The organism is Arthrobacter sp. 05T47, from assembly GCF_056395825.1.
This window is the reverse complement of sequence record NZ_JBFTKG010000001.1, coordinates 278,824-296,373: the sequence shown is the minus strand read 5'-3', so window position 1 is coordinate 296,373 and position 17,550 is coordinate 278,824. Positions and strand designations below refer to the sequence as shown.

Sequence of the window (17,550 nt, the reverse complement as noted above, 5' to 3'; positions counted from 1 at the left end):
GGAACGGCAGCGCGCGTGCCGGACGTTGAGTCCGGCGGCATGTTGCGTGTCCTCGGATCTTGCCCATCGTGGATGTGCGGTGACCGTGGACGCTTTGGTGGGTTTTGCCGGGACGGGCAACGGCTCGTCAGGTTGCTGACGGGCCGTTGCCCGAGGCGCGGGATCCGGCTACATGATGCCGGTGGGTACGAGCAGGGCCCAGGCCAGTGCCGGAGCTACGAGGACCACTCCGCCGGCGTAGAACATCAGCTGCTTGTAGACGCGTTGGCGGTCGTTTTCGCGGGCGTTGGCGACAACGAGTGCGCCGTCGGTGGAGAAGGGCGAAACATCCACGACGGTGGCGGCAATGGCGAGTGCCGCGACCGTTCCGGAGGCGCTCAGCGAACTGGATGCCAGCAGGGGACCAGCAAGGGGGATGAATGCGGTCAGTAATGCCGTGGAGGAGGCGAAGGCCGAGCCCACACCGATTACGTAGCACAGGACCAGGGCGATCAGCATGGGTGCGCCCAGGGCGAGGGCTCGCTCTGCAAGGGTATCGATGACACCGACGTGCTGGAGCAGGGAAACGTAGGTGATCATGCCGGCCACCAGCAGGACGGTGGACCAGGAGATACCGCCGATGAAGGTCCGGTGTTCTTTGATGTTGATCAGCGCCAGGAGAAGGCCGGCGGAGAGCGCTACAAAGCCGATCGGCATGTGGAAGCCCAGTGTGCAGACAAGCATCGCAAGGATCAACAGGAGGGTGAGGATTTGCTGGCCGTGGGGACGGCTGGTGCGGGCCCCGTCAACGTCGAGGTACTGGGCGCCTTCGCCGTCCCGCAGCTTGCCCAGGAGGGCGAACAGTACGACGGTCAGTGCCGTCAGGATGAGGTTCAGGGCGAAGCTGGCGGCAAAGAGTGCGCCCTGGGAGATGGGAAAGCCATTCTTCAGTGCGATGTCGTGTACCAGAACGCCGGCAACCGACAGCGGGGAGAACCCTCCGGCGTGGGCTCCGTTGATGATGAACGCACCCATGAGTACGGGATGGATGCGCGATTCGTAGGCGAAGCCGATGGCAGCGGGTGCGAGAAGTGCGACGGCGGCGGGGGAGAAGGTGCCCAACGAAGTCAATGCGGCAGCCAAGAGGAAGAATACCCAGGGGAGCAGCAGTGTCTTACCCCTGACGAGGCGCACACAAGTCTGCACGATGATGTCTATGGTCCCGTTCTTCTGAGCCATGCTGAAGAAGTAGGTGACCCCGATGATCGTCAAAACGATACTGGCGGGGAATTCCGCGAGTATCTCCTTGTCGCTCATTCCGAGCATGAAATAGCCGACGCCGAACGATGCCACCAGGCCCATCACCCCGATGTTCAGCGGCCATTTCGTGGCGACGACGAACATCACGACAAGTATGACCAGGGGGATGATCTGTGTAGCGGTCATGGGCGGCTCCGATCCCGAGGTGGCCGCCGGGTTGAAAATGGTACCCCCGAACACGAGGGCGACCAGACCCAGGATCGCGATCGCGGCTACCGATATCAGAAGGATACGGCGCCGACGATTGGGACCCTTGGAACGGTTTTCCCGGATTTCGCTCTCTGCCTTGGGAGCGGGTTGGTAAATAGTCTTATTCATGATCTTGGCTCCTCATTGAGTTGCTGATGCTAGTGAATCTTCGACAGCGCTGCCGAGAGCTTCCGGGAGGTGGATGATGGTGGTGGCGATAGTGCGGGCCGTTCGGTCGACGCCGACCAGCAAGGACCCGTCGCGCTCCTCGCTCCAGGTTTCGATCACTCCCGCGGGAGTCCGTAGTCTCAGGGTGGGCCGCGGAGTGTCGACGGTGATGCTGTTGAGTACGGTGCCCGGGGTCCGTGCGGCGAGGGTCAGCGCGATGCTGCCGGTGATAGCCAATGCAGGGTGGGGCTTTCCCATCGAGAGCATCAAGACGTTGACGTCGCAGTCCGGGTCCGACTGGGTGGGCGAGGCGACAATGGCCAGCTTGGGGATGGCGCGGGCAGCTTCTGCGGCCGATAACGCCAGACCCATTCGAACGGCCGCCTGCCGGCGGATGTGTTCCAACGTTTCCAGTTGCAGTTCCACTCCGGCGACCCAGCTGTCGTATCGGGCTGTGTCCAGGCCCAGCTCCTCGGCACGGACAATTACTACTGGTGCTCCGGCGTCGACCATCGATACAGTCCAGCGTGTTCCGCCGGCCATTATCGTGTCAGTCGCTTCGCCGGTGGGCAGCAAGTTTCCAGTGGTTTTGCCTGCTGGGTCCTGGAAGCCGAGACCGACCCGGTAGCCGGGGAACGCAACCCCGGGCATCTGAGCATCCGGAACGATGGGCAGGGCGCCGGCGGGAGTGGCGACCCGCTGGATGATGATCTGCCCGGTGTTGGTGTTGCGGGTGACGATGCGGGTGATATCCCCGCTGGGGATCACCCAGCCCTTTTCGATGGCGTAGAGGCCGACAACTGCGGAGCAGTTGCCGCAGTTGCTGCCCCAGTCCACTGCTGCCTCTTCGATGCCGACCTGAGCGAAGGTGAATTCGACGTCGACGTCCTCGTTGGCGGGTCGGCGAAGGATCATGGCCTTGCTCGTTGTCGAGGTTGCTCCGCCGACACCGTCAATTTGCCGGGGGTCCGGACTTCCGAAGAGCCGGGGAAGCAGCTCATCCAGGCTCGTACTGGTTTCGTCCAGGTGCTCGGTTTCGAAGACCCAGCACTTGCTGGTGCCTCCGCGCATCCATTCAGCTTCCAACTTCATCGTGATCCCTACATCTCTTAGTGCCGCTCATACGTTCAGGCGCCTGAAAACAGAATGAGCTAGATCACAAATGAAGACAATGTTCAATTATTGTGGGGGGATTTAGTGATACTTAAGTCACTGGTATTGCAAGTCCGTTACCCCCTTCCTTGGCCTCCTGTTGGGGAGATTTCGTTCCCTCGATCACGCTGGATTGCCCGGGATTGCATAGAATGAACCAAACAGACAGAAGGGTTAACCATTGCTTAACGATGCGAGCCAGGATTTATTCGACATCCGCCGGTTGGCCCTGCTGGTGGAGGTTGTCGAGCAGGGATCGATCACTGCGGCGGCGGATTTGATGATGTACACCCCGTCAGCGGTGTCCCAGCAGTTGCGGAAGCTTGAACAAGAGGTCGGGCAGCCCTTGCTCAACCGCCGATCCCGTGGGGTTGCGCCCACAGAGGCGGGCCAGGTGTTGGCCGGGCACGCCCGCAAGATCATAGGACAGATGCGGGCAGCCCAGTCCGACCTGGACCAGATCGCCGGCCTCAGGCACGGTTCCTTGACCGTAGGCACGTTCCCCACCCTCGCCGGATCATTTTTGCCCCTTGTTATCCGCGCCTTCAAGAAGCGCTACCCGGCAATTGGACTCTCGGTGCGCAGCGCGCGTTTCGACGAACTTGTCTCGGACCTCGAGTCTGGAGTCACCGGACTGTGCCTGCTCTGGGACTATCCCTGGAATCGGTTCCACGACGATTCCATCCGGGTAACGGAAGTCTTCCAGGAGAGCACCGTGATCCTGGTGGCGCGCGGGCACCGACTCGCCGACCGGGATGAAGTGAGGATGGAGGAGCTACGCAAGGAGTCGTGGATAGTTCGCGCGGAGGCCCACCCGGTGGTCGAGGTCCTCCAACGCTCCGCCCACGACGCCGGGTTCGAGCCCACCATTGGCTTCCTGGCCAACGACTACCAGGAGGCCCAGGCCATGGTCAGCGTCGGCATGGGCGTGGCCATCGTGCCCAAAACCGCAGTAGCCCTCCAACACCCGGACGTAAGGGTCCTCAGTCTCGGTGCTGACGCGCCCATGCGGCGGGTTTTGCTGGCCCAGCGCCAGGACAAGGTCTACGCCCCGGCAGAGGTCGCTTTCCAATCCACCCTCTTGGAAATCGCCCGCGAACACATCGGGGACTACCTCTAGGCCGAGGACGGGAAGAAGATCCTGAACTGGGAGCCGCCGTTTGGACCGCGAGCCGGGCTCTGCTTCTTCTCCGCTTGGCCGCAGAACCCTCCCCGAGCGTGGTCAGTCCAGTCCCAGCCCGCCACTGGAGCTAATCGGTCCGCCTTGGTAGCGTCGACGCATGGCCATCAAACTTGAGAATGTCGGTATCGCCGTTCGTGACCTCGAAGCAGCAATCGCCTTTTTCACCGATCTCGGGCTCACCGTCGTCGGCCGTGACACGGTCAGCGGCGAGTGGACTGACACCGCCGTCGGGCTTGATGGCAACCACGCCAACATTGCGATGCTCCAGACCCCAGATGGTCATGGTCGACTTGAACTCTTCGAATACATCCACCCCAAAGCGATAGAGTCCAACCCGACCCGCCCCAACGACATCGGTATGCACCGCGTGGCCTTCTCGGTCGACGACATCGACAAAGCCCTTGAGATAGCCGCGAAGCACGGTTGCCGTCCGCTGCGCGGTGTGGCGACCTACGGCGACGTCTACAAACTCACCTACCTTCGCGGACCCAGCGGAATCCTCGTGATGCTGGCCGAGGAACTGAAGAAGGACTGACATGGGGATCGGGGAAGCCGAAAAGCCGGCCACGGGCGCAGCGGCACCTGTCGATGCCGCCACTGCTCTGCCGGAGGCCATGACAGGCAGGGCCAGCCCCGCGAAAGCGGCGGTCGGCGACAAGCCGGTCTTCGCATATATCGCGAGCCTGCCTCAGCCGCAGCGCGGCATCGCCGAAACGATCGATGCGCTGGCGGCAAAGACGCTGCCCGACCTCCGGCGCTCGGTGAAGTGGGGCATGTCGTACTACGGCGTCGGCGACGGGTGGTGCTTCAGCTGCGGCGGTTTTGCCGGCCATGTCAAGCTCATGTTTATCAATGGCGCGGCGCTCGAGCCTGTACCGCCGGTGACACCGGTGGGGATGGGCAAGTCGACGCGGGGTGTTGAGCTCGAGTCCTTGGACGCCATCGACGAACACCAGATCGCGGCGTGGATGAAGCAAGTCGCGTCCGTGCCGGGCGTTGGGGGCAATAGGAGTTGAACCCGGGGCAAGCGGTCGCGTTAAGCGCATGCCCGGGGGGAGTCACTGCTGATCAGGGTATCGACGGGCAGCCTTTCGGGGTGGGTGGTTCAGCGGGTGGTCTCGGCCAGGGCCACGGGCCGCGCCGCGGGCAACGTCCGAGGGCGGCGGGCAGCCAGGTCTGCGGGCAGGATCAGCGCCGCAGCGACTGCCGCGGCCAGGAGCAGGAGGGCGCTGCCCGTTGTGAGGGCGACGCTGACCTGCGCGGCCAGGTGCGCAGTTTCCGGCCCGGACGGGACGGTGGCTGCGGCCGCGACCGCAATGCCTAGGCCCAGGCAGGTGCCCACCTGATGAAAGGTGTTCACCAAGCCCGATGCCGCGCCAGCGTCGGCGGCGGGCGCGCCGACGATGCCGAACGAGGTCAGTGGCGCAAACGCGAGGCCTTGACCGGCACCGATGAGGATCATCGGCAGGGCCACCCCCGTCAGGTATGCGGAGTCGACGCCGGCTCGGCTGAGCCAGAACATCCCGGCGAGGGTGAGAAGGATTCCGGCCAAGAGGACAACCGAACCCGGCATTCGGCCTAGGAGCCGCGGGATGCTCATCGCGACGACAAAGTTGACCGCCGTCATTGGGAGGAATCCGATGCCGGCCTGCAGCGGGTCGAAGCCGAGCACTTCCTGCAGGAACTGGGTGGTGAAGAAAAAGAACGCGATCATTGCGCCCAGGTAGAGAAAGCGCGCCACGTAGGCGCCGGTGCGGCGGCGGCTCCCGAACAAACGCAGCGGCATGATGGGCTGGGTGGCCCTGCGTTCTATCAGAACGAACACGATCAGGAGCACGACGCCGGCGCTGACGCCTGCGAGCGTGACCGGCGACTCCCAGCCCGCAACAGCGGTGTTAATAATGCCGAACACCAGGGCGCCGACACCAAGGGTCGCGCTGAGCGCGCCGAATACGTCGAAGCGTCCAATGGTGCGTCCGGTCTCGGGGAGGAACTTCGGAGCGAGGATGATCATGGCGGCGCCGATAGGTACGTTGACGAAGAACCCGGCTCGCCAGGCGATCCAGTGGGCCAGCGCCCCGCCGATGACCAGCCCCAGGCTGGCACCGATCCCTGCGGTGGCACCGTACAGGGCGACAGCCCGGGTGCGCTCGCGGCCCTCCGGGAAGCTTGCCGTGAGCAGGGACAGCGAGGCGGGCGCGACGATCGCAGCCCCAATACCCTGGACGGCGCGGCCGGCAATCGCCCACCAGCCCGCCGGCGCCAGTCCGATCAGCAGCGACGCGATCGAGAACACCACCAGCCCGAACACGAATACCCGTCGGCGGCCGAGCAGGTCTCCTGCCCTGGCGCCGAGGAGCAGCAGGCCGCCGAAGACCAGCGTGTACGCATCCTGAACCCAGGAGAGCTCACCGGTGCTCAGGTGCAGGTCTTCCTGCAGGCTCGGCAGTGCAGTGAAGATGACCGAGTTGTCCAGCAGGATCATGAAGTAGCTGACGAGGATGACCGCCAGGATCGCCGCCGGGTGGGGAGCGGTTGCAGGTTCAGGTTTCATGTTTTCAATGCAACCTTGATTCCTTAGGGGCCGGGAGTCACGGCCTTTCCGGGTAACGCCAGTGCCTCCCTCGTCCCATGGACCGCGGGTAGCGTGGATGCCATGACACACAGCGACGACGTGCGGAGATTCCTGACCTCCCGCCGTGCCCGGATCACGCCCGAGGAAGCCGGCCTGCCCGTTTATGGCGGCAACCGGCGCGTTACCGGGCTGCGCCGCGAGGAAGTCGCCATGCTCGCCGGGATGAGTATCGATTACTACATACGCCTTGAGCGGGGGAACCTTTCCGGCGCGTCGGACAGCGTCCTTGAAGCCCTCGGGCGTGCCCTGAAGCTCGACGACGCCGAAACGGCCCACCTTTTTGACCTGGCCCGCGCCGCCACCGCCTCGCCCCGGGTGCGGCGCAAGCGCAGTCCGCAGACGGTGCGGCCAAGCGTGCAACGGGTCATCGATGCGATCACGACGGCGCCGGCCTGGGTCCGCAACGACCGAGGGGATGTCCTCGCCGCGAACGAACTGGGCCGGGCCCTTTATCTGGACATGATGGCCGAGGGCCCCCCTCCGCCGAACAGCGCACGCTTCACCTTCCTGAACCCGAAAGCGCGGGAGTTCTTCGCCGACTGGGAACGCAGCGCGGACGACATCGTCGCCGTCCTGCGCTCCACGGCCGGCAAAAACCCGTACGACAAGGACCTCACGGACCTGATCGGCGAACTCTCCACCCGCAGCGAGGAGTTCCGCACCCGGTGGGCCCGGCACGACGTGAAATACCACCGCGCCGGCCGCAAACGGCTCCACCACCCGATCGTTGGCGACCTGGACTTGAGCTATGAAGCGATGGAACTCCCCGCAGACCCGGGACTGCGCATCAACGTGTACACAGCAGATCCCGGCACACCCTCCGAGGACGCACTGAAAGTCCTCGCCAGCTGGGCCGCCACCCAGCGTGAAACGGCAAAGGCCGCGGTCAACGAGAAGCAATGAGTCTCGGCCTTCCACTGTCCTGATTGGCGGCGCCTCCGGCAGCCGCCAGCGGACGGGACGTGCGGGACGGCTACGCTGGCTTCATTCAGCCACGCCGTCCTCTGACCTCTGCGCGGACTTGAACTTACGGCGTCTGCGACGGCGCCAGACCATCACCAGGCCAAGGACGACAATGGGGACCAGCACCCAGCCGCCGATGTCGAGGGCGTCGCCGACGGCATGGGCCAGCGCCCCGGCAAGATAGGCGAGAACACTAAGGCTCGCCACCCAGGCAATGGACCCTGTAATGGTCCACAGCAGGAACTTGGGCCAAGGCATCTTGGCAGCCCCCGCGGCAATGGCGCCCCAGAGCCGGACGACTATGACCCAGCGGCCGAAGAACAAGGCTTTGCCGCCGTGCCGTTCGAAGAACGACTCCAGTTGGACGATGCGGTTCTCGTCTGCGTGGAAGCGCCGTGCAAGCCGCAGCATCAACGGCCGGCCTCCCACCCGCCCAAGTACGTAGCCAACAGTGCTCCCGAGCATGGCGCCCAGGCTGCCGACCGCGATAACGGCAGCAAGGTTCAGGTCTCCGTGGCGCGCCGAGGCGTAGGCCCCAAGCAGTACGGCCACGGCGGGAAGCGGTACCCCGGCGCACTGGGCCAGCACTATCACGAAGACGCCGAAGTAGTACCCCCAATCGTCCGCAATCGCTGCTTCCGCGGCGACGGAGCCTGCCCAGCCGAGCGCCAGGACGCGGAGGGCACCTAATCCGGTCATCGCTCACACCTCACTCCGCTGCTCCGCCGTGGTACGTGATGACGGTCCCAGCACTGCCTGCGTTTGTGCTTCGATTGTTTTGGGGTCGTGACTCCGCCGCGGCGACACCGGGATGGCCCTTGTCTACCCTTGCGGCCCCGGCTGCGTCAAGAGCTCACCACCCGGCCGTGCCCGGGCCACCCTTGAACGGACCAACGATCTGCGCGGTGATCCATCCGCCATAGAAGTCACCTTCCTGGAAAGTCACCTGCTCGCCGTTGACCTCGCAGGAGTCCATCAGACCCGGGTAGAGGGCCACCCGGGTACTGAGCGCCTCGAAGCCCCGGGTGGGTTCGGGGTAAGTCCACCCGGCACGGGGAACGACGACTCCGCCGGCAACGACGTCGAAGTAGTGCGCTTCGCCCTTGAATTCGCAGAAGCTGGTGCCCTCGGTGGGGACGAGCGCCCCGGCAGGGAATGAATCCAAGGGCAAGTAGTAGGCAGGGGGATGACTCGTCTCCAGGACGCGCACGGCATCGGTGGTGTCGGCGATCACCTGCCCGCCCAGCCGCACGATGACCCGATCGGATCGCGGCTCGACCCGTGGCGGCCGCGGGTAGTCCCACACCGATTCTTGACCGGCCTTGGGTTTGATGGGCTGGGGGCGCCGGAAGAAGCCGGAAGAACCGTGCTCAGGAGTCATGTCACCATGCTCCCATCTTCCGCGGGGGCAGCCACTGACGATCGGCAGCGTGCAGGAATCTGACATTCAAGGCCTCGTGGTGCCCAGCGGTTGGGAGCATACTGGATCCCAGCACGTCGCACGTGGTGCTGGACCGGGTGGCCCATAATCCGGCGCTGGAAGTGTGAGATGGGATTAGTGGCGTGAGCAAGCCCGACGCCGCCATATCGGTCCTGACGCGGACGGCCGCCAGCCGTGCTGGCTGCCGCTGTCAGGCTGTAGCGGGAGGGGGCGGTCGCTGATGGGCTTCGTCCGCCGGTATCCGCTGGTCGCTGCCACAGTACTTTGCTGTTTGGTGGTGGCCGGGCTGCTCCTGAGCGGGAAAGCGCTGGCAGCGCAGTGGACAGCCAGCATCTACGCGCTGATCGTCACGGTCCGGCTGGCCGCGGACATGATCCGGGCAGCAGTCCACGGGCGCCTCGGGGTAGACCTGCTTGCGGTGGCTGCCGTGGCCAGCACCGTGGCCGTGGGCGAATACATCGCGTCCCTGATCGTAGTGCTCATGCTCTCCGGGGGCCGTGCACTGGAGGACTTTGCACAGGGACGCGCCCAGCGGGAGTTGAGCGCCCTACTCGAGCGTGCACCGCAGATCGCCCACCGGGAAAGGGCTGGCCAGCCTGCCGAGGACGTCAGCGTGGGGGAGCTCCGTCCCGGCGATGTGCTTCTGCTCAGGCCTGCCGAGGTGGTCCCGGTCGACGGGGTGCTGGCCTCTGAGTCCGGCTCTTTCGACGAATCAGCGTTAACCGGAGAGAGCCTTCCGGTAGAAAAAGCGGCCGGAGACCAGGTCATGAGCGGTTCGGTCAACGGAGGATCTGCGGTACGGATGCGGGCATCTGCGACGGTGACGGATTCCCAATACAGCAGGATCGTTGCCCTCGTGCAGGAAGCTGCAGCCAGTAGTGCCCCTGTCGTCCGGATGGCGGACCGATATGCCGTTCCCTTCACGGTCTTCGCGTTTGTCCTTTCCGGCGTAGCCTGGCTGGCAAGCGGCGATCCGGTCCGGTTTGCCGAGGTGTTGGTGGTCGCCACTCCCTGCCCGCTGCTCATTGCTGCCCCGGTGGCGTTTGTGGCCGGCATGAGCAGGGCCTCCCGGAACGGCATCATAGTCAAGAACGGTGGCACGCTGGAAAAGCTGAGCAGAATCCGCGTCGCGGCCTTCGACAAGACCGGCACACTGACCGGCGGGCGTCCGGTGCTGTTGGAGGTTCGCATCGCCGATGGGGGTTCGGGCCTCGGCGCCGATGAGCTACTTCAGCGGGCGGCCTCGGCGGAGCAATACTCTTCCCATGTGCTTGCTGCTTCGGTGATGGAAGCTGCGGTCAGCCGGAAGCTGCCGCTGCTGGCCGCCAGAAACGCCACTGAACATGCCACCCACGGGGTGTGGGCGGACTTCGGCAGCTGCACCGTCGTCGTCGGCAAGCGCAATTTTGTCGCGGAAAATACCGCTCGGGTGGAGAAGGCACACCTGGCGAGCGGGCAGATGGCCGTATATGTGGGCGTCGACGGTATCTTCGCCGGAGCGCTGATCATGAGTGATGCCGTCCGCCCGAACGCCGCCCAGACGCTGGAGCAGCTGCGCAGGCTGGGAATCCGCGAATCCCTCATGCTGACCGGCGACGCTCAGGAGACGGCGGAACACATCGCCGCCGAAGTGGGCATTACCCGCATCCACGCAGAGTGCCTGCCAGCAGAGAAGGTGCAAGCGGTCAAGGCCCTGACATCCCGGCCGGTCATGATGGTCGGCGACGGCATCAATGATGCACCCGTGCTGGCGGCGGCAGATGTGGGTGTGGCGATGGGAGCCAAGGGCTCCACCGCCGCCAGCGAGTCCGCCGATGTGGTGATTATGCTCGATGATCTGTCCAGGGTGGCCCGGGCCGTGGAGATCGGACAACGAAGCGTGAAAGTGGCCCTGGAGAGCATCTGGGTTGGCATCATCCTGAGTACCGGGCTCATGATTGTTGCCGCGTTCGGCTTTATCCCGGCCGTAGCCGGCGCCCTGTTCCAGGAGCTGGTGGATCTGGCCACGATCCTCAACGCGCTGAGGGCGCTGGGACCGGCCCGGGGGAGGGAGCCTGTCCGGCAGGCGGCACCGGGACCGGCGATGCCGGTAACCAAAGTTCTTCCATGACCGCCGTTCTCGGGCTGAGCGGCGAACCTATCCGCTTGTCGGTTGGTGGCCGTCACGCCTTGTCATGCTGGACCTTGTGCAGGCGGGTAACGATGGTGGGGCAGGGGACGTTCAGCAGGACGGCGTGGGCAGTGGACCCCAGTACAAGCCGGGAAAATGCCCCGCGCCCGCGGCTGCCGATGACCAACAGCCGGGCCTCCCGGGCGGCTTTGACCAGGGCCTTGGCAGGTTCGGTGTCGGTTTCGAGCCGCTGATGGATGGCCAGGTCCGGGTACTTGTCCCGCAGGCCTGCCACCGATTCGGCGAGGACCACTTTGTCCTCCTCAACGATGGTCTCGGCCATCCCGCTGGTCGGCAGCCGGGCCTCGACCCACCTGGCCGGGTTGCGGAGGGCAAGGACCACCGTCAATTCGTCGCCGGCGCGGTCGGCCTCGGCGGCGGCGACGGACACGGCCTGGAGGGATTCCTCGGATCCGTCCACGCCGACCACGACTCCGTGGCGGCCGGTATCCGGCGTTGGCGGGATGACGGCGACCGGGCTGTCCGAGGCGGAAACAACCTGCAATGCGCGGTCGGTCAGCGGCCCGCCGTCCAGCCAGTGCCGGTCGTGCGCCCCGACGACCAGCATGGCGGCTTCCATCGACGCTTCCCGGAGGGCCGCACCCGCGCTGCCATGCCGGAGCTGAACCTCGATGTCGACGTCGGGGGCCTGCGCGCGGGCGCTGTCCTGCGCCTGCTGCAGCTGTTCCATGGCCGCTGCCCGGACGACGTCGTGGTATTGGAAGTCCGGGGTCATCCACCGGTCGTCCACGGCGTAAACGGCGATGACGGGCAGCTTATGTTGCGACGCGCGCTGGAGCGCCCACGTCAGGGCGGTTTCGCTTCGCGTGGACCCGTTGATACCGACGACAATTGGATTGGTCATTCGAATCCCGATCTTCCCCTGCTTGAGAGCTGCATCATCTGAGCGTCGTTTGTGCGCCGGCAGTTTCGGCACGGCACGCCGACGATTCAGTGTGTGCCCAAGGCACAATCGCTGTCAGGGCCTAAAGCCCCAACGTGAACGACTACGGGCTTAGCCGGTACACGGCTGTCCCTTCCCGAGCCTTGTGCCGGGACTTATGGCAGATTCCGGCCGCCAGAGAGTCCATGAGACTGGGAAAGGAGGGTAGGAGGCCTGACCATGACTATTCTTGTTGCTTACGCAAGTGCGATGGGAAGCACCCGGGAGATAGCTGAGCACGTAGCCTCCCGGATGGCTGTTGCACTGGGCGAGGTCGAGTGCCGGTCCGTGGAGGAGGTCGAGTCGGTCTCCGGCTACGAGGCCGTCGTGGCCGGAAGCGCCATCCACAATCAGGCGTGGTTGCCCCAGGCTTTGCTGTTCTTCACCCGCCATGCGCCCGAACTGGCCACACGACCTGTCTGGGCGTTCAGTGTGGGGATGTCCGCCGCCTTGCCGAAGCCGTTTCGCGAGCGCGGTCGGGCACTGCAACAGAAGCACCTGGAACTTGCTCAGTTCCAGGAAGTTGCGCTTCGCGGCCACAAAGTCTTCTCCGGCGTGTACCAGGCAGGCCAGATGCCGGCTCCGCTCCGGGTCCTGTTCCGTCTCACCGGCGGCCGCTTCGGAGACTTGCGGGACTGGGCGGCTGTGGACGCGTGGACGGATCAAATTACAGCCCAACTCGCCCAACCTGGGATGAAGCGCTCCCCTGAAAACTTGGTCTGAGGTGGTGTGAAAGAAACGGGGGGATAGTACGTGCCACATGACCCTGTGGTTTCTGGTCCGGCCCCCGGCGGGAATTTTCGGTCGGGGCCGGCGTTAGGTCACTGTATGAAAGCAATCGTGTACCGTGCCACCGGCGATCCCTCTGTTCTCGAACTCGTCGACCGCGAGATCCGCGAGCCGGGACCCGGGGAGGTGCGCGTACGGATCATGGTCTCCGCGGTGAACCCCACCGACTGGAAATCGCGCCGCGGCGCCAAACCCGGCGAGCCCTTGCCCTTCGAGGAGGTCGTGCCGAACCAGGACGGCGCCGGAGTGCTCGACGCCGTCGGACCCGGCGTCGAGCATCTCCACGTCGGTGACAGGGTCTGGCTGGCCCTGGCCGCCTACCAGCGCGCCGACGGCGGGACAGCGCAGGAGTTCACCGTCCTGCCGGCCGAGCGGGTCTTTCCGCTGCCGGAGAACGCCGGATTCGACCTCGGCGCAAGCCTGGGCGTACCCGCGATCACCGCCCACCGGGCCCTGACCATCGCCGAGGACGGCCCGCGGCGACTGCACCCGGGAGCCTTGGACGGCAAAATAGTCCTCGTCGCTGGAGGGGCCGGCGCCGTGGGCCATGCGGCGATCCAGCTCGCCAAGTGGGCCGGTGCGGTTGTGATCACGACCGTGAGCGGACCGGCCAAGGCCGCCCTGGTCACGGCGGCCGGTGCGGATCACGTCATCAATTACCGGGAAACCCACGCAGCCGCGGAGATCCGCCGGATCGCTCCCAACGGCGTCGATCAGATCGTGGAGGTGGCGCCGGCGCAGAACGCGGAACTTGACCTGGCAGTTGTCCGCAACCGCGGCTCCATCGCGGTCTACGCCAACAACGGCGGCGACCAGATGACCCTGGACGTTCGCAGGCATTTCAGCCTCAACGTCCGCTACCAGTTCGTGCTGCTCTACACCGTTGGCATGGCTGCCGTGCACGCCGCCGCCGAGGACATCAATGCGGCCATCGCCGACGGCGCCCTCCCGGTGGGAGAGGCCGCCGGCCTGCCGCTGCATCGCTTTGACCTGGCGGACACGGCTGCGGCCCACGCGGCGGTGGAAGAGAGCGTCGTCGGCAAGGTGCTGATCGATGTGCCAGTGGGCTAGGCGATACCTCTTCGGGAGCCTCGCGGGGCTCACGCCGTGCAGCCGCGGGACTGAGCCTTCCTGAGGGTCTAGCTGCTGCGCAGGAGGTTTACGTCGGCCGCGTCCGCGTAGGCGGCCTGGGTCCCCTTCTTCGTGGCGGCCAAGGCCGCCGCCACCGAGGCAAACGCCGCGGCCTCCGTCAGGGATTCCCCGTCGGCCAGCCGCGCAGCCACGGCGCCCGTGAAAGCATCGCCGGCCCCGGTGGTGTCCACCGCCACGACTTTGGTGGGTGGAACGAGGGTGACTCGCTGTGTGTCGGCGGCTTGGGAGTCCAACACCACGGAACCGTGGGCCCCCAGCGTTACCAACACGCGGTGCAAGCCGCGGTCAGCGAACTGCTGGCGCACCGGCTCCCATGCGCCGGCGTCCATGCCGGCACTCGGTACGGAATCCTTCCCCAGGAACAGGGAAGCCTCATGCGCGTTGACCAGCAGCACATCGCTCAACCGGGCCAGGGCCTGTGGGATCTCCGCGTAGGGCGAGAGGTTCAGCAGGACCGTTGCGCCGGCGTCGTGGGCTGCTTGGGCGGCGGCCGCAACCGTGTCGAGGCCAACTTCAAGGCAGAGGCAGACCACAGCGGCGCCGTCGAAAAGGTCGGCGGCTGCCTCGACGTCGGCCGGGGTCAGGGTGCCGTTGGCGCCGGCGGAGATGATGATGCTGTTCTCGCCGAGGGCATCGACCGAGATAACGGCGACGCCGGTGGCGGCGTCGGCGGCACGGCGGACGTGCGAGACGTCCACCCCGGCGCGGGCCGCCGACTCGAGCAGCAGTGCACCATTGGGGTCCTGGCCCACGGCGCCTACCAGGCTGACGCGGCCGCCCAGCTTGCTGGCAGCCACCGCCTGGTTGGCGCTCTTGCCTCCCGGATTGACGGCGAAGCCGTTGCCGTGGATCGTCTCGCCCGGCTGGGGGAGCCGGTCGCAGTAGATGGTGAGATCGGCGTTGAGCGAACCAACGACGACGATCCTCGATTTCGGTGCGCTGGCTTCGGTGCTCATTCGGTTACCTCGGCGTCGGCGGGCTTCGGGATCAGGAGGGACGCGGCGAAGGCTGCCGCGGTGATGGCGAGGCCCGCGATAACGACGGTCAGGTACGACGCTTTGGCGTCACCCATGGACGACGTCGCGACGAGGACCGCCGGGAGGACCAGGAAACTCAGCCCGGCGCCGAGGTTGAAGGCACCGGCGTTCATGCCAGGCAGGAAGCCCGGGTTGCCCTCCGGCGAGAGAACCACACCAAGGCCGTTCAGCATGATGTTGACCGTACCGGCGTACATGATCCCCAGCAAGGCCGTGCCGATCATCATCATCGGCAGGCTGTGCAGGCCGAGGAATGCGATGATCGCCAAGGACGCAAGGCTGCCCAACAGGCCGATGCGCAGGACCTTTGTGTAGCCCAGGACGGGGGCCAGCCGGCCGCTGATCGGACCGAAGATCCACCCCAGCAGGGCGTACGGCGTGAGGATGAGAAGCGACATTTCGGTGGGGCCGACGCCGAAGCCTGGGTCGGCTGCCTGAACGTACGCCGGGACGATGCCGTTGATGACGGCGAAAATGCCGGTCATAGTGAGCGTGGTGGTGAGCAGCGGTGCCCAGGTGGAGCGCTGGCGAAGGTGCACGGTTTCCACCATGGGCGCCTTGGCCCGTTTCTCAACCGTCCAGAAAGCGAAGAACGCGGCGGCTGCCACCACGACCAAGCCGGCGGCCAGCATCAACGTGCCGGCAGAGAAGTCCGCGGCAAGCTTGGAGCCTTCGTTCAGTGCGGTCAGGAGTGCTCCCACCGCGATCACGATGAAGAAGACGCCCAGCCAGTCCATGGTGGTGCCTGCAGCCGGCTTGCTCTCGCCGGCCAGGACGGCAACCAGGACTGCGGCTGCCACAGCGAGGGCGACCATGAGCCAGAAGATGCTGCGGAAACCGAAGTGCTCGGCAAAGTAGCCGCCAACGAACGAATCGACGCCGGCCACGCCGCCATTGACCGCCGTGATGAGGCCCATGAGTGCGCCGTATTTGCGCGGGTTGCTGACCGCAGAGCGGAGCATGATGAGGCACAGGGGGACGGTCGGGCCGCTGACGCCCTGGATGATGCGGCCCACGAAGAGCCATGTGACGTCCGGCGCGAGGGCAGCGATGACCGAGCCGACGGCCATCATCAGCATCATGCCGAGAAGGATCTTCTTGCGCCCCACGATGTCACTGAGGCGCGGCAGGAAGAGCGAGAACAAGGCCGCGGCGGTGAAGAACCAGGTTTGGGACAGCCCGATGACGGCCTGGTCCGTTTGAAGTTCGTTGCCCATGGTGACCAGGGCCGGGCTGAGCATGGAGGCGTTGAGCTGGAAGGCCACGCAGGCGGCCAGCAGTGCGACCACGAGCGCGGTGACGTTGCCGCGGGTGGTCCTGGTGTTGTCGGAGATTAGGGTGGTCATCTACTTGGCCTCTCCGGCAACGGCGCCTGCGGTAGCGGCCCCGGCCATGGCGGGGGTTGCCGCTGCCGTGGCGGCGGGAGCGCCGCCCTCTCCGATCCGGACGATCGCATCTGTGACGAGATCCCAGAACTTCTCATGGTCCAGGTCCATGGCGACGGACGTGTGGCAGTCGTCCGGGGCGGGCGCGCGGAAGTCGGCCACGGTCATGCCGAGCGTCAGCCTGCCCTGCAGTTCGATGTCCACCCGGACCTTGCGGGTGGTCATCACCGTGGGGTCGATGACGTAGGCAACCGCGCACGGATCGTGGACCGGCGGGTAGTCGAAGCCCTGCGCGTCCTTGTAGGTCTTGGTGAAGAACTCCATCAGTTCCATGACGAACTTTGCCGGCTTGGTGCCAATGGCCGCGATCCGGTCCACAACCTCCGGAGTGGCCAAGGCCTGGTGCGTGAGGTCGAGGCCCACCATCACCACCGGCCACTTTTCGTTGAACACGATGTGTGCGGCTTCGGGGTCGATGATGATGTTGAATTCAGCAACGGCACTCCAGTTGCCCACGTGGTAGCCGCCGCCCATGAGGACGACTTCCTTGACCCGTTCCACGATGCGGGGTTCCTTGCGGGCCGCCATGGCGATGTTGGTCAGGCCCGCGGTGGGGACCAGGGTGACCGTACCCGGCTCATGCGCCATGACGGTTTCGATGATCAGGTCGACGGCGTGGCGCGGGTCCAGCTCGATGGCGGACTCGGGCTGGTCGGGACCGTCCATGCCGGTCTCGCCGTGAATGCTGGGGGCTGTTTCGATGGTGCGGACCAGCGGGCGGTCGCAGCCGGCGGCGAACGGTACGCCCGTGATGCCCGCAATCGTGCCCACCGAGAGTGCGTTGCGGGTGACCTTTTCGAGGGTCTGGTTGCCCACAACCGTCGTGACGGCGAGCAGTTCGATATTGGGGTTGCCGTGAGCCAGCAGCAATGCCACTGCGTCATCATGTCCGGGGTCGCAGTCAAGAATGATCTTCCTGGGCGCCGGTGTCAGGGGCTGTGTTTCCATGTTGTCTCCACGTCATTGGGGCCTGCGGTGCAGGGC

16 protein-coding genes are annotated in these 17,550 nt (G+C 65.6%); 7 read left to right on the top strand and 9 right to left on the bottom strand.

Going from position 1 to position 17,550, the window contains the following annotated elements:
• Positions 1–168: 168 nt before the first annotated feature.
• Together AC1DEY_RS01330 and AC1DEY_RS01325 are read right to left on the bottom strand one after the other, a co-directional pair.
• The gene (locus tag AC1DEY_RS01330; RefSeq protein WP_476866426.1) at positions 169–1,617 is read right to left on the bottom strand and encodes an SLC13 family permease; all 1,449 of its coding nucleotides are present in this window, start codon (positions 1,615–1,617) and stop codon (positions 169–171) included.
• Between the two features lie 12 nt (positions 1,618–1,629).
• The gene (locus tag AC1DEY_RS01325) at positions 1,630–2,748 is read right to left on the bottom strand and encodes a PrpF domain-containing protein (protein ID WP_476866425.1); all 1,119 of its coding nucleotides are present in this window, start codon (positions 2,746–2,748) and stop codon (positions 1,630–1,632) included.
• Between the two features lie 241 nt (positions 2,749–2,989).
• Here AC1DEY_RS01325 and AC1DEY_RS01320 point away from each other — a divergent pair, with 241 nt between their 5' ends.
• The 3 genes from AC1DEY_RS01320 to AC1DEY_RS01310 all read left to right on the top strand — a co-directional run bounded on the left by AC1DEY_RS01320 (position 2,990) and on the right by AC1DEY_RS01310 (position 5,007).
• The gene (locus AC1DEY_RS01320) at positions 2,990–3,928 is read left to right on the top strand and encodes a LysR substrate-binding domain-containing protein (protein WP_476866424.1); all 939 of its coding nucleotides are present in this window, start codon (positions 2,990–2,992) and stop codon (positions 3,926–3,928) included.
• Positions 3,929–4,088: 160 nt separating this feature from the next.
• Positions 4,089–4,526, top strand: a complete 438-nt coding sequence (locus AC1DEY_RS01315; RefSeq protein ID WP_441410974.1) for a VOC family protein — start codon at positions 4,089–4,091, stop codon at positions 4,524–4,526.
• Between the two features lies 1 nt (position 4,527).
• Entirely contained in the window at positions 4,528–5,007 is a 480-nt protein-coding gene (locus AC1DEY_RS01310) for a DUF1801 domain-containing protein (RefSeq protein ID WP_476866423.1), read from the top strand.
• 89 nt (positions 5,008–5,096) lie between these two features.
• Here the strand turns inward: AC1DEY_RS01310 and AC1DEY_RS01305 are convergent, their stop codons facing one another.
• Positions 5,097–6,545 carry an MFS transporter gene (locus AC1DEY_RS01305; RefSeq protein ID WP_476866422.1) on the bottom strand — a complete coding sequence of 483 codons (1,449 nt, stop codon included), beginning with the start codon at positions 6,543–6,545 and terminating at the stop codon, positions 5,097–5,099.
• 102 nt (positions 6,546–6,647) lie between these two features.
• On the opposite strand from AC1DEY_RS01305, the gene AC1DEY_RS01300 reads away from it, so the two are divergent.
• A complete protein-coding gene (locus AC1DEY_RS01300) occupies positions 6,648–7,529 on the top strand; it encodes a helix-turn-helix transcriptional regulator (protein WP_476866421.1) in 882 nt (293 codons plus the stop codon).
• Between the two features lie 81 nt (positions 7,530–7,610).
• Here the strand turns inward: AC1DEY_RS01300 and AC1DEY_RS01295 are convergent, their stop codons facing one another.
• Positions 7,611–8,288, bottom strand: coding sequence for a DedA family protein (locus tag AC1DEY_RS01295; protein WP_476866420.1), 678 nt, complete (start codon positions 8,286–8,288; stop codon positions 7,611–7,613).
• A gap of 154 nt (positions 8,289–8,442) precedes the next feature.
• Positions 8,443–8,970, bottom strand: a complete 528-nt coding sequence (locus tag AC1DEY_RS01290; RefSeq protein WP_476866419.1) for a DUF427 domain-containing protein — start codon at positions 8,968–8,970, stop codon at positions 8,443–8,445.
• A 280-nt stretch (positions 8,971–9,250) separates the two neighbouring features.
• Between AC1DEY_RS01290 and AC1DEY_RS01285 the strand changes: the two genes are divergently transcribed.
• Positions 9,251–11,140, top strand: a complete 1,890-nt coding sequence (locus tag AC1DEY_RS01285) for a heavy metal translocating P-type ATPase (RefSeq protein WP_476866418.1) — start codon at positions 9,251–9,253, stop codon at positions 11,138–11,140.
• Positions 11,141–11,192: 52 nt separating this feature from the next.
• On the opposite strand, the gene AC1DEY_RS01280 is transcribed toward AC1DEY_RS01285, so the two are convergent.
• Entirely contained in the window at positions 11,193–12,065 is an 873-nt protein-coding gene (locus AC1DEY_RS01280) for a universal stress protein (RefSeq protein WP_476866417.1), read from the bottom strand.
• A 258-nt stretch (positions 12,066–12,323) separates the two neighbouring features.
• On the opposite strand from AC1DEY_RS01280, the gene AC1DEY_RS01275 reads away from it, so the two are divergent.
• Together AC1DEY_RS01275 and AC1DEY_RS01270 are read left to right on the top strand one after the other, a co-directional pair.
• Entirely contained in the window at positions 12,324–12,866 is a 543-nt protein-coding gene (locus tag AC1DEY_RS01275) for a flavodoxin domain-containing protein (RefSeq protein WP_476866416.1), read from the top strand.
• A 105-nt stretch (positions 12,867–12,971) separates the two neighbouring features.
• On the top strand, positions 12,972–14,003 hold the full coding sequence (locus tag AC1DEY_RS01270; RefSeq protein WP_476866415.1) for an NADPH:quinone reductase: 1,032 nt from the start codon (positions 12,972–12,974) through the stop codon (positions 14,001–14,003).
• 68 nt (positions 14,004–14,071) lie between these two features.
• On the opposite strand, the gene AC1DEY_RS01265 is transcribed toward AC1DEY_RS01270, so the two are convergent.
• Genes AC1DEY_RS01265 through uriH form a run of 3 tightly spaced genes read right to left on the bottom strand, consistent with a single transcriptional unit; the run spans position 14,072 to position 17,514 of the window.
• The gene (locus AC1DEY_RS01265) at positions 14,072–15,040 is read right to left on the bottom strand and encodes a ribokinase (protein ID WP_476866414.1); all 969 of its coding nucleotides are present in this window, start codon (positions 15,038–15,040) and stop codon (positions 14,072–14,074) included.
• Positions 15,037–16,467, bottom strand: coding sequence for a uridine transporter UriT (gene uriT, locus AC1DEY_RS01260; RefSeq protein ID WP_476866413.1), 1,431 nt, complete (start codon positions 16,465–16,467; stop codon positions 15,037–15,039). Before uriT ends, AC1DEY_RS01265 begins: the two co-directional genes overlap by 4 nt.
• Entirely contained in the window at positions 16,468–17,514 is a 1,047-nt protein-coding gene (gene uriH, locus AC1DEY_RS01255) for a uridine-preferring nucleoside hydrolase UriH (protein ID WP_476866412.1), read from the bottom strand.
• Positions 17,515–17,550: the final 36 nt, after the last annotated feature.

What these genes read in the sequence shown, in the direction of transcription:
- AC1DEY_RS01330 (WP_476866426.1), bottom strand. Translation starts at nt 1,617, where the DNA reads ATGAATAAGACTATTTACCAACCCGCTCCCAAGGCAGAGAGCGAAATC.
- AC1DEY_RS01325 (WP_476866425.1), bottom strand. Translation starts at nt 2,748, where the DNA reads ATGAAGTTGGAAGCTGAATGGATGCGCGGAGGCACCAGCAAGTGCTGG.
- AC1DEY_RS01315 (WP_441410974.1), top strand. Translation starts at nt 4,089, where the DNA reads ATGGCCATCAAACTTGAGAATGTCGGTATCGCCGTTCGTGACCTCGAA.
- AC1DEY_RS01310 (WP_476866423.1), top strand. Translation starts at nt 4,528, where the DNA reads ATGGGGATCGGGGAAGCCGAAAAGCCGGCCACGGGCGCAGCGGCACCT.
- AC1DEY_RS01305 (WP_476866422.1), bottom strand. Translation starts at nt 6,545, where the DNA reads ATGAAACCTGAACCTGCAACCGCTCCCCACCCGGCGGCGATCCTGGCG.
- AC1DEY_RS01300 (WP_476866421.1), top strand. Translation starts at nt 6,648, where the DNA reads ATGACACACAGCGACGACGTGCGGAGATTCCTGACCTCCCGCCGTGCC.
- AC1DEY_RS01295 (WP_476866420.1), bottom strand. Translation starts at nt 8,288, where the DNA reads ATGACCGGATTAGGTGCCCTCCGCGTCCTGGCGCTCGGCTGGGCAGGC.
- AC1DEY_RS01290 (WP_476866419.1), bottom strand. Translation starts at nt 8,970, where the DNA reads ATGACTCCTGAGCACGGTTCTTCCGGCTTCTTCCGGCGCCCCCAGCCC.
- AC1DEY_RS01285 (WP_476866418.1), top strand. Translation starts at nt 9,251, where the DNA reads ATGGGCTTCGTCCGCCGGTATCCGCTGGTCGCTGCCACAGTACTTTGC.
- AC1DEY_RS01280 (WP_476866417.1), bottom strand. Translation starts at nt 12,065, where the DNA reads ATGACCAATCCAATTGTCGTCGGTATCAACGGGTCCACGCGAAGCGAA.
- AC1DEY_RS01275 (WP_476866416.1), top strand. Translation starts at nt 12,324, where the DNA reads ATGACTATTCTTGTTGCTTACGCAAGTGCGATGGGAAGCACCCGGGAG.
- AC1DEY_RS01270 (WP_476866415.1), top strand. Translation starts at nt 12,972, where the DNA reads ATGAAAGCAATCGTGTACCGTGCCACCGGCGATCCCTCTGTTCTCGAA.
- AC1DEY_RS01265 (WP_476866414.1), bottom strand. Translation starts at nt 15,040, where the DNA reads ATGAGCACCGAAGCCAGCGCACCGAAATCGAGGATCGTCGTCGTTGGT.
- uriT (WP_476866413.1), bottom strand. Translation starts at nt 16,467, where the DNA reads ATGACCACCCTAATCTCCGACAACACCAGGACCACCCGCGGCAACGTC.
- uriH (WP_476866412.1), bottom strand. Translation starts at nt 17,514, where the DNA reads ATGGAAACACAGCCCCTGACACCGGCGCCCAGGAAGATCATTCTTGAC.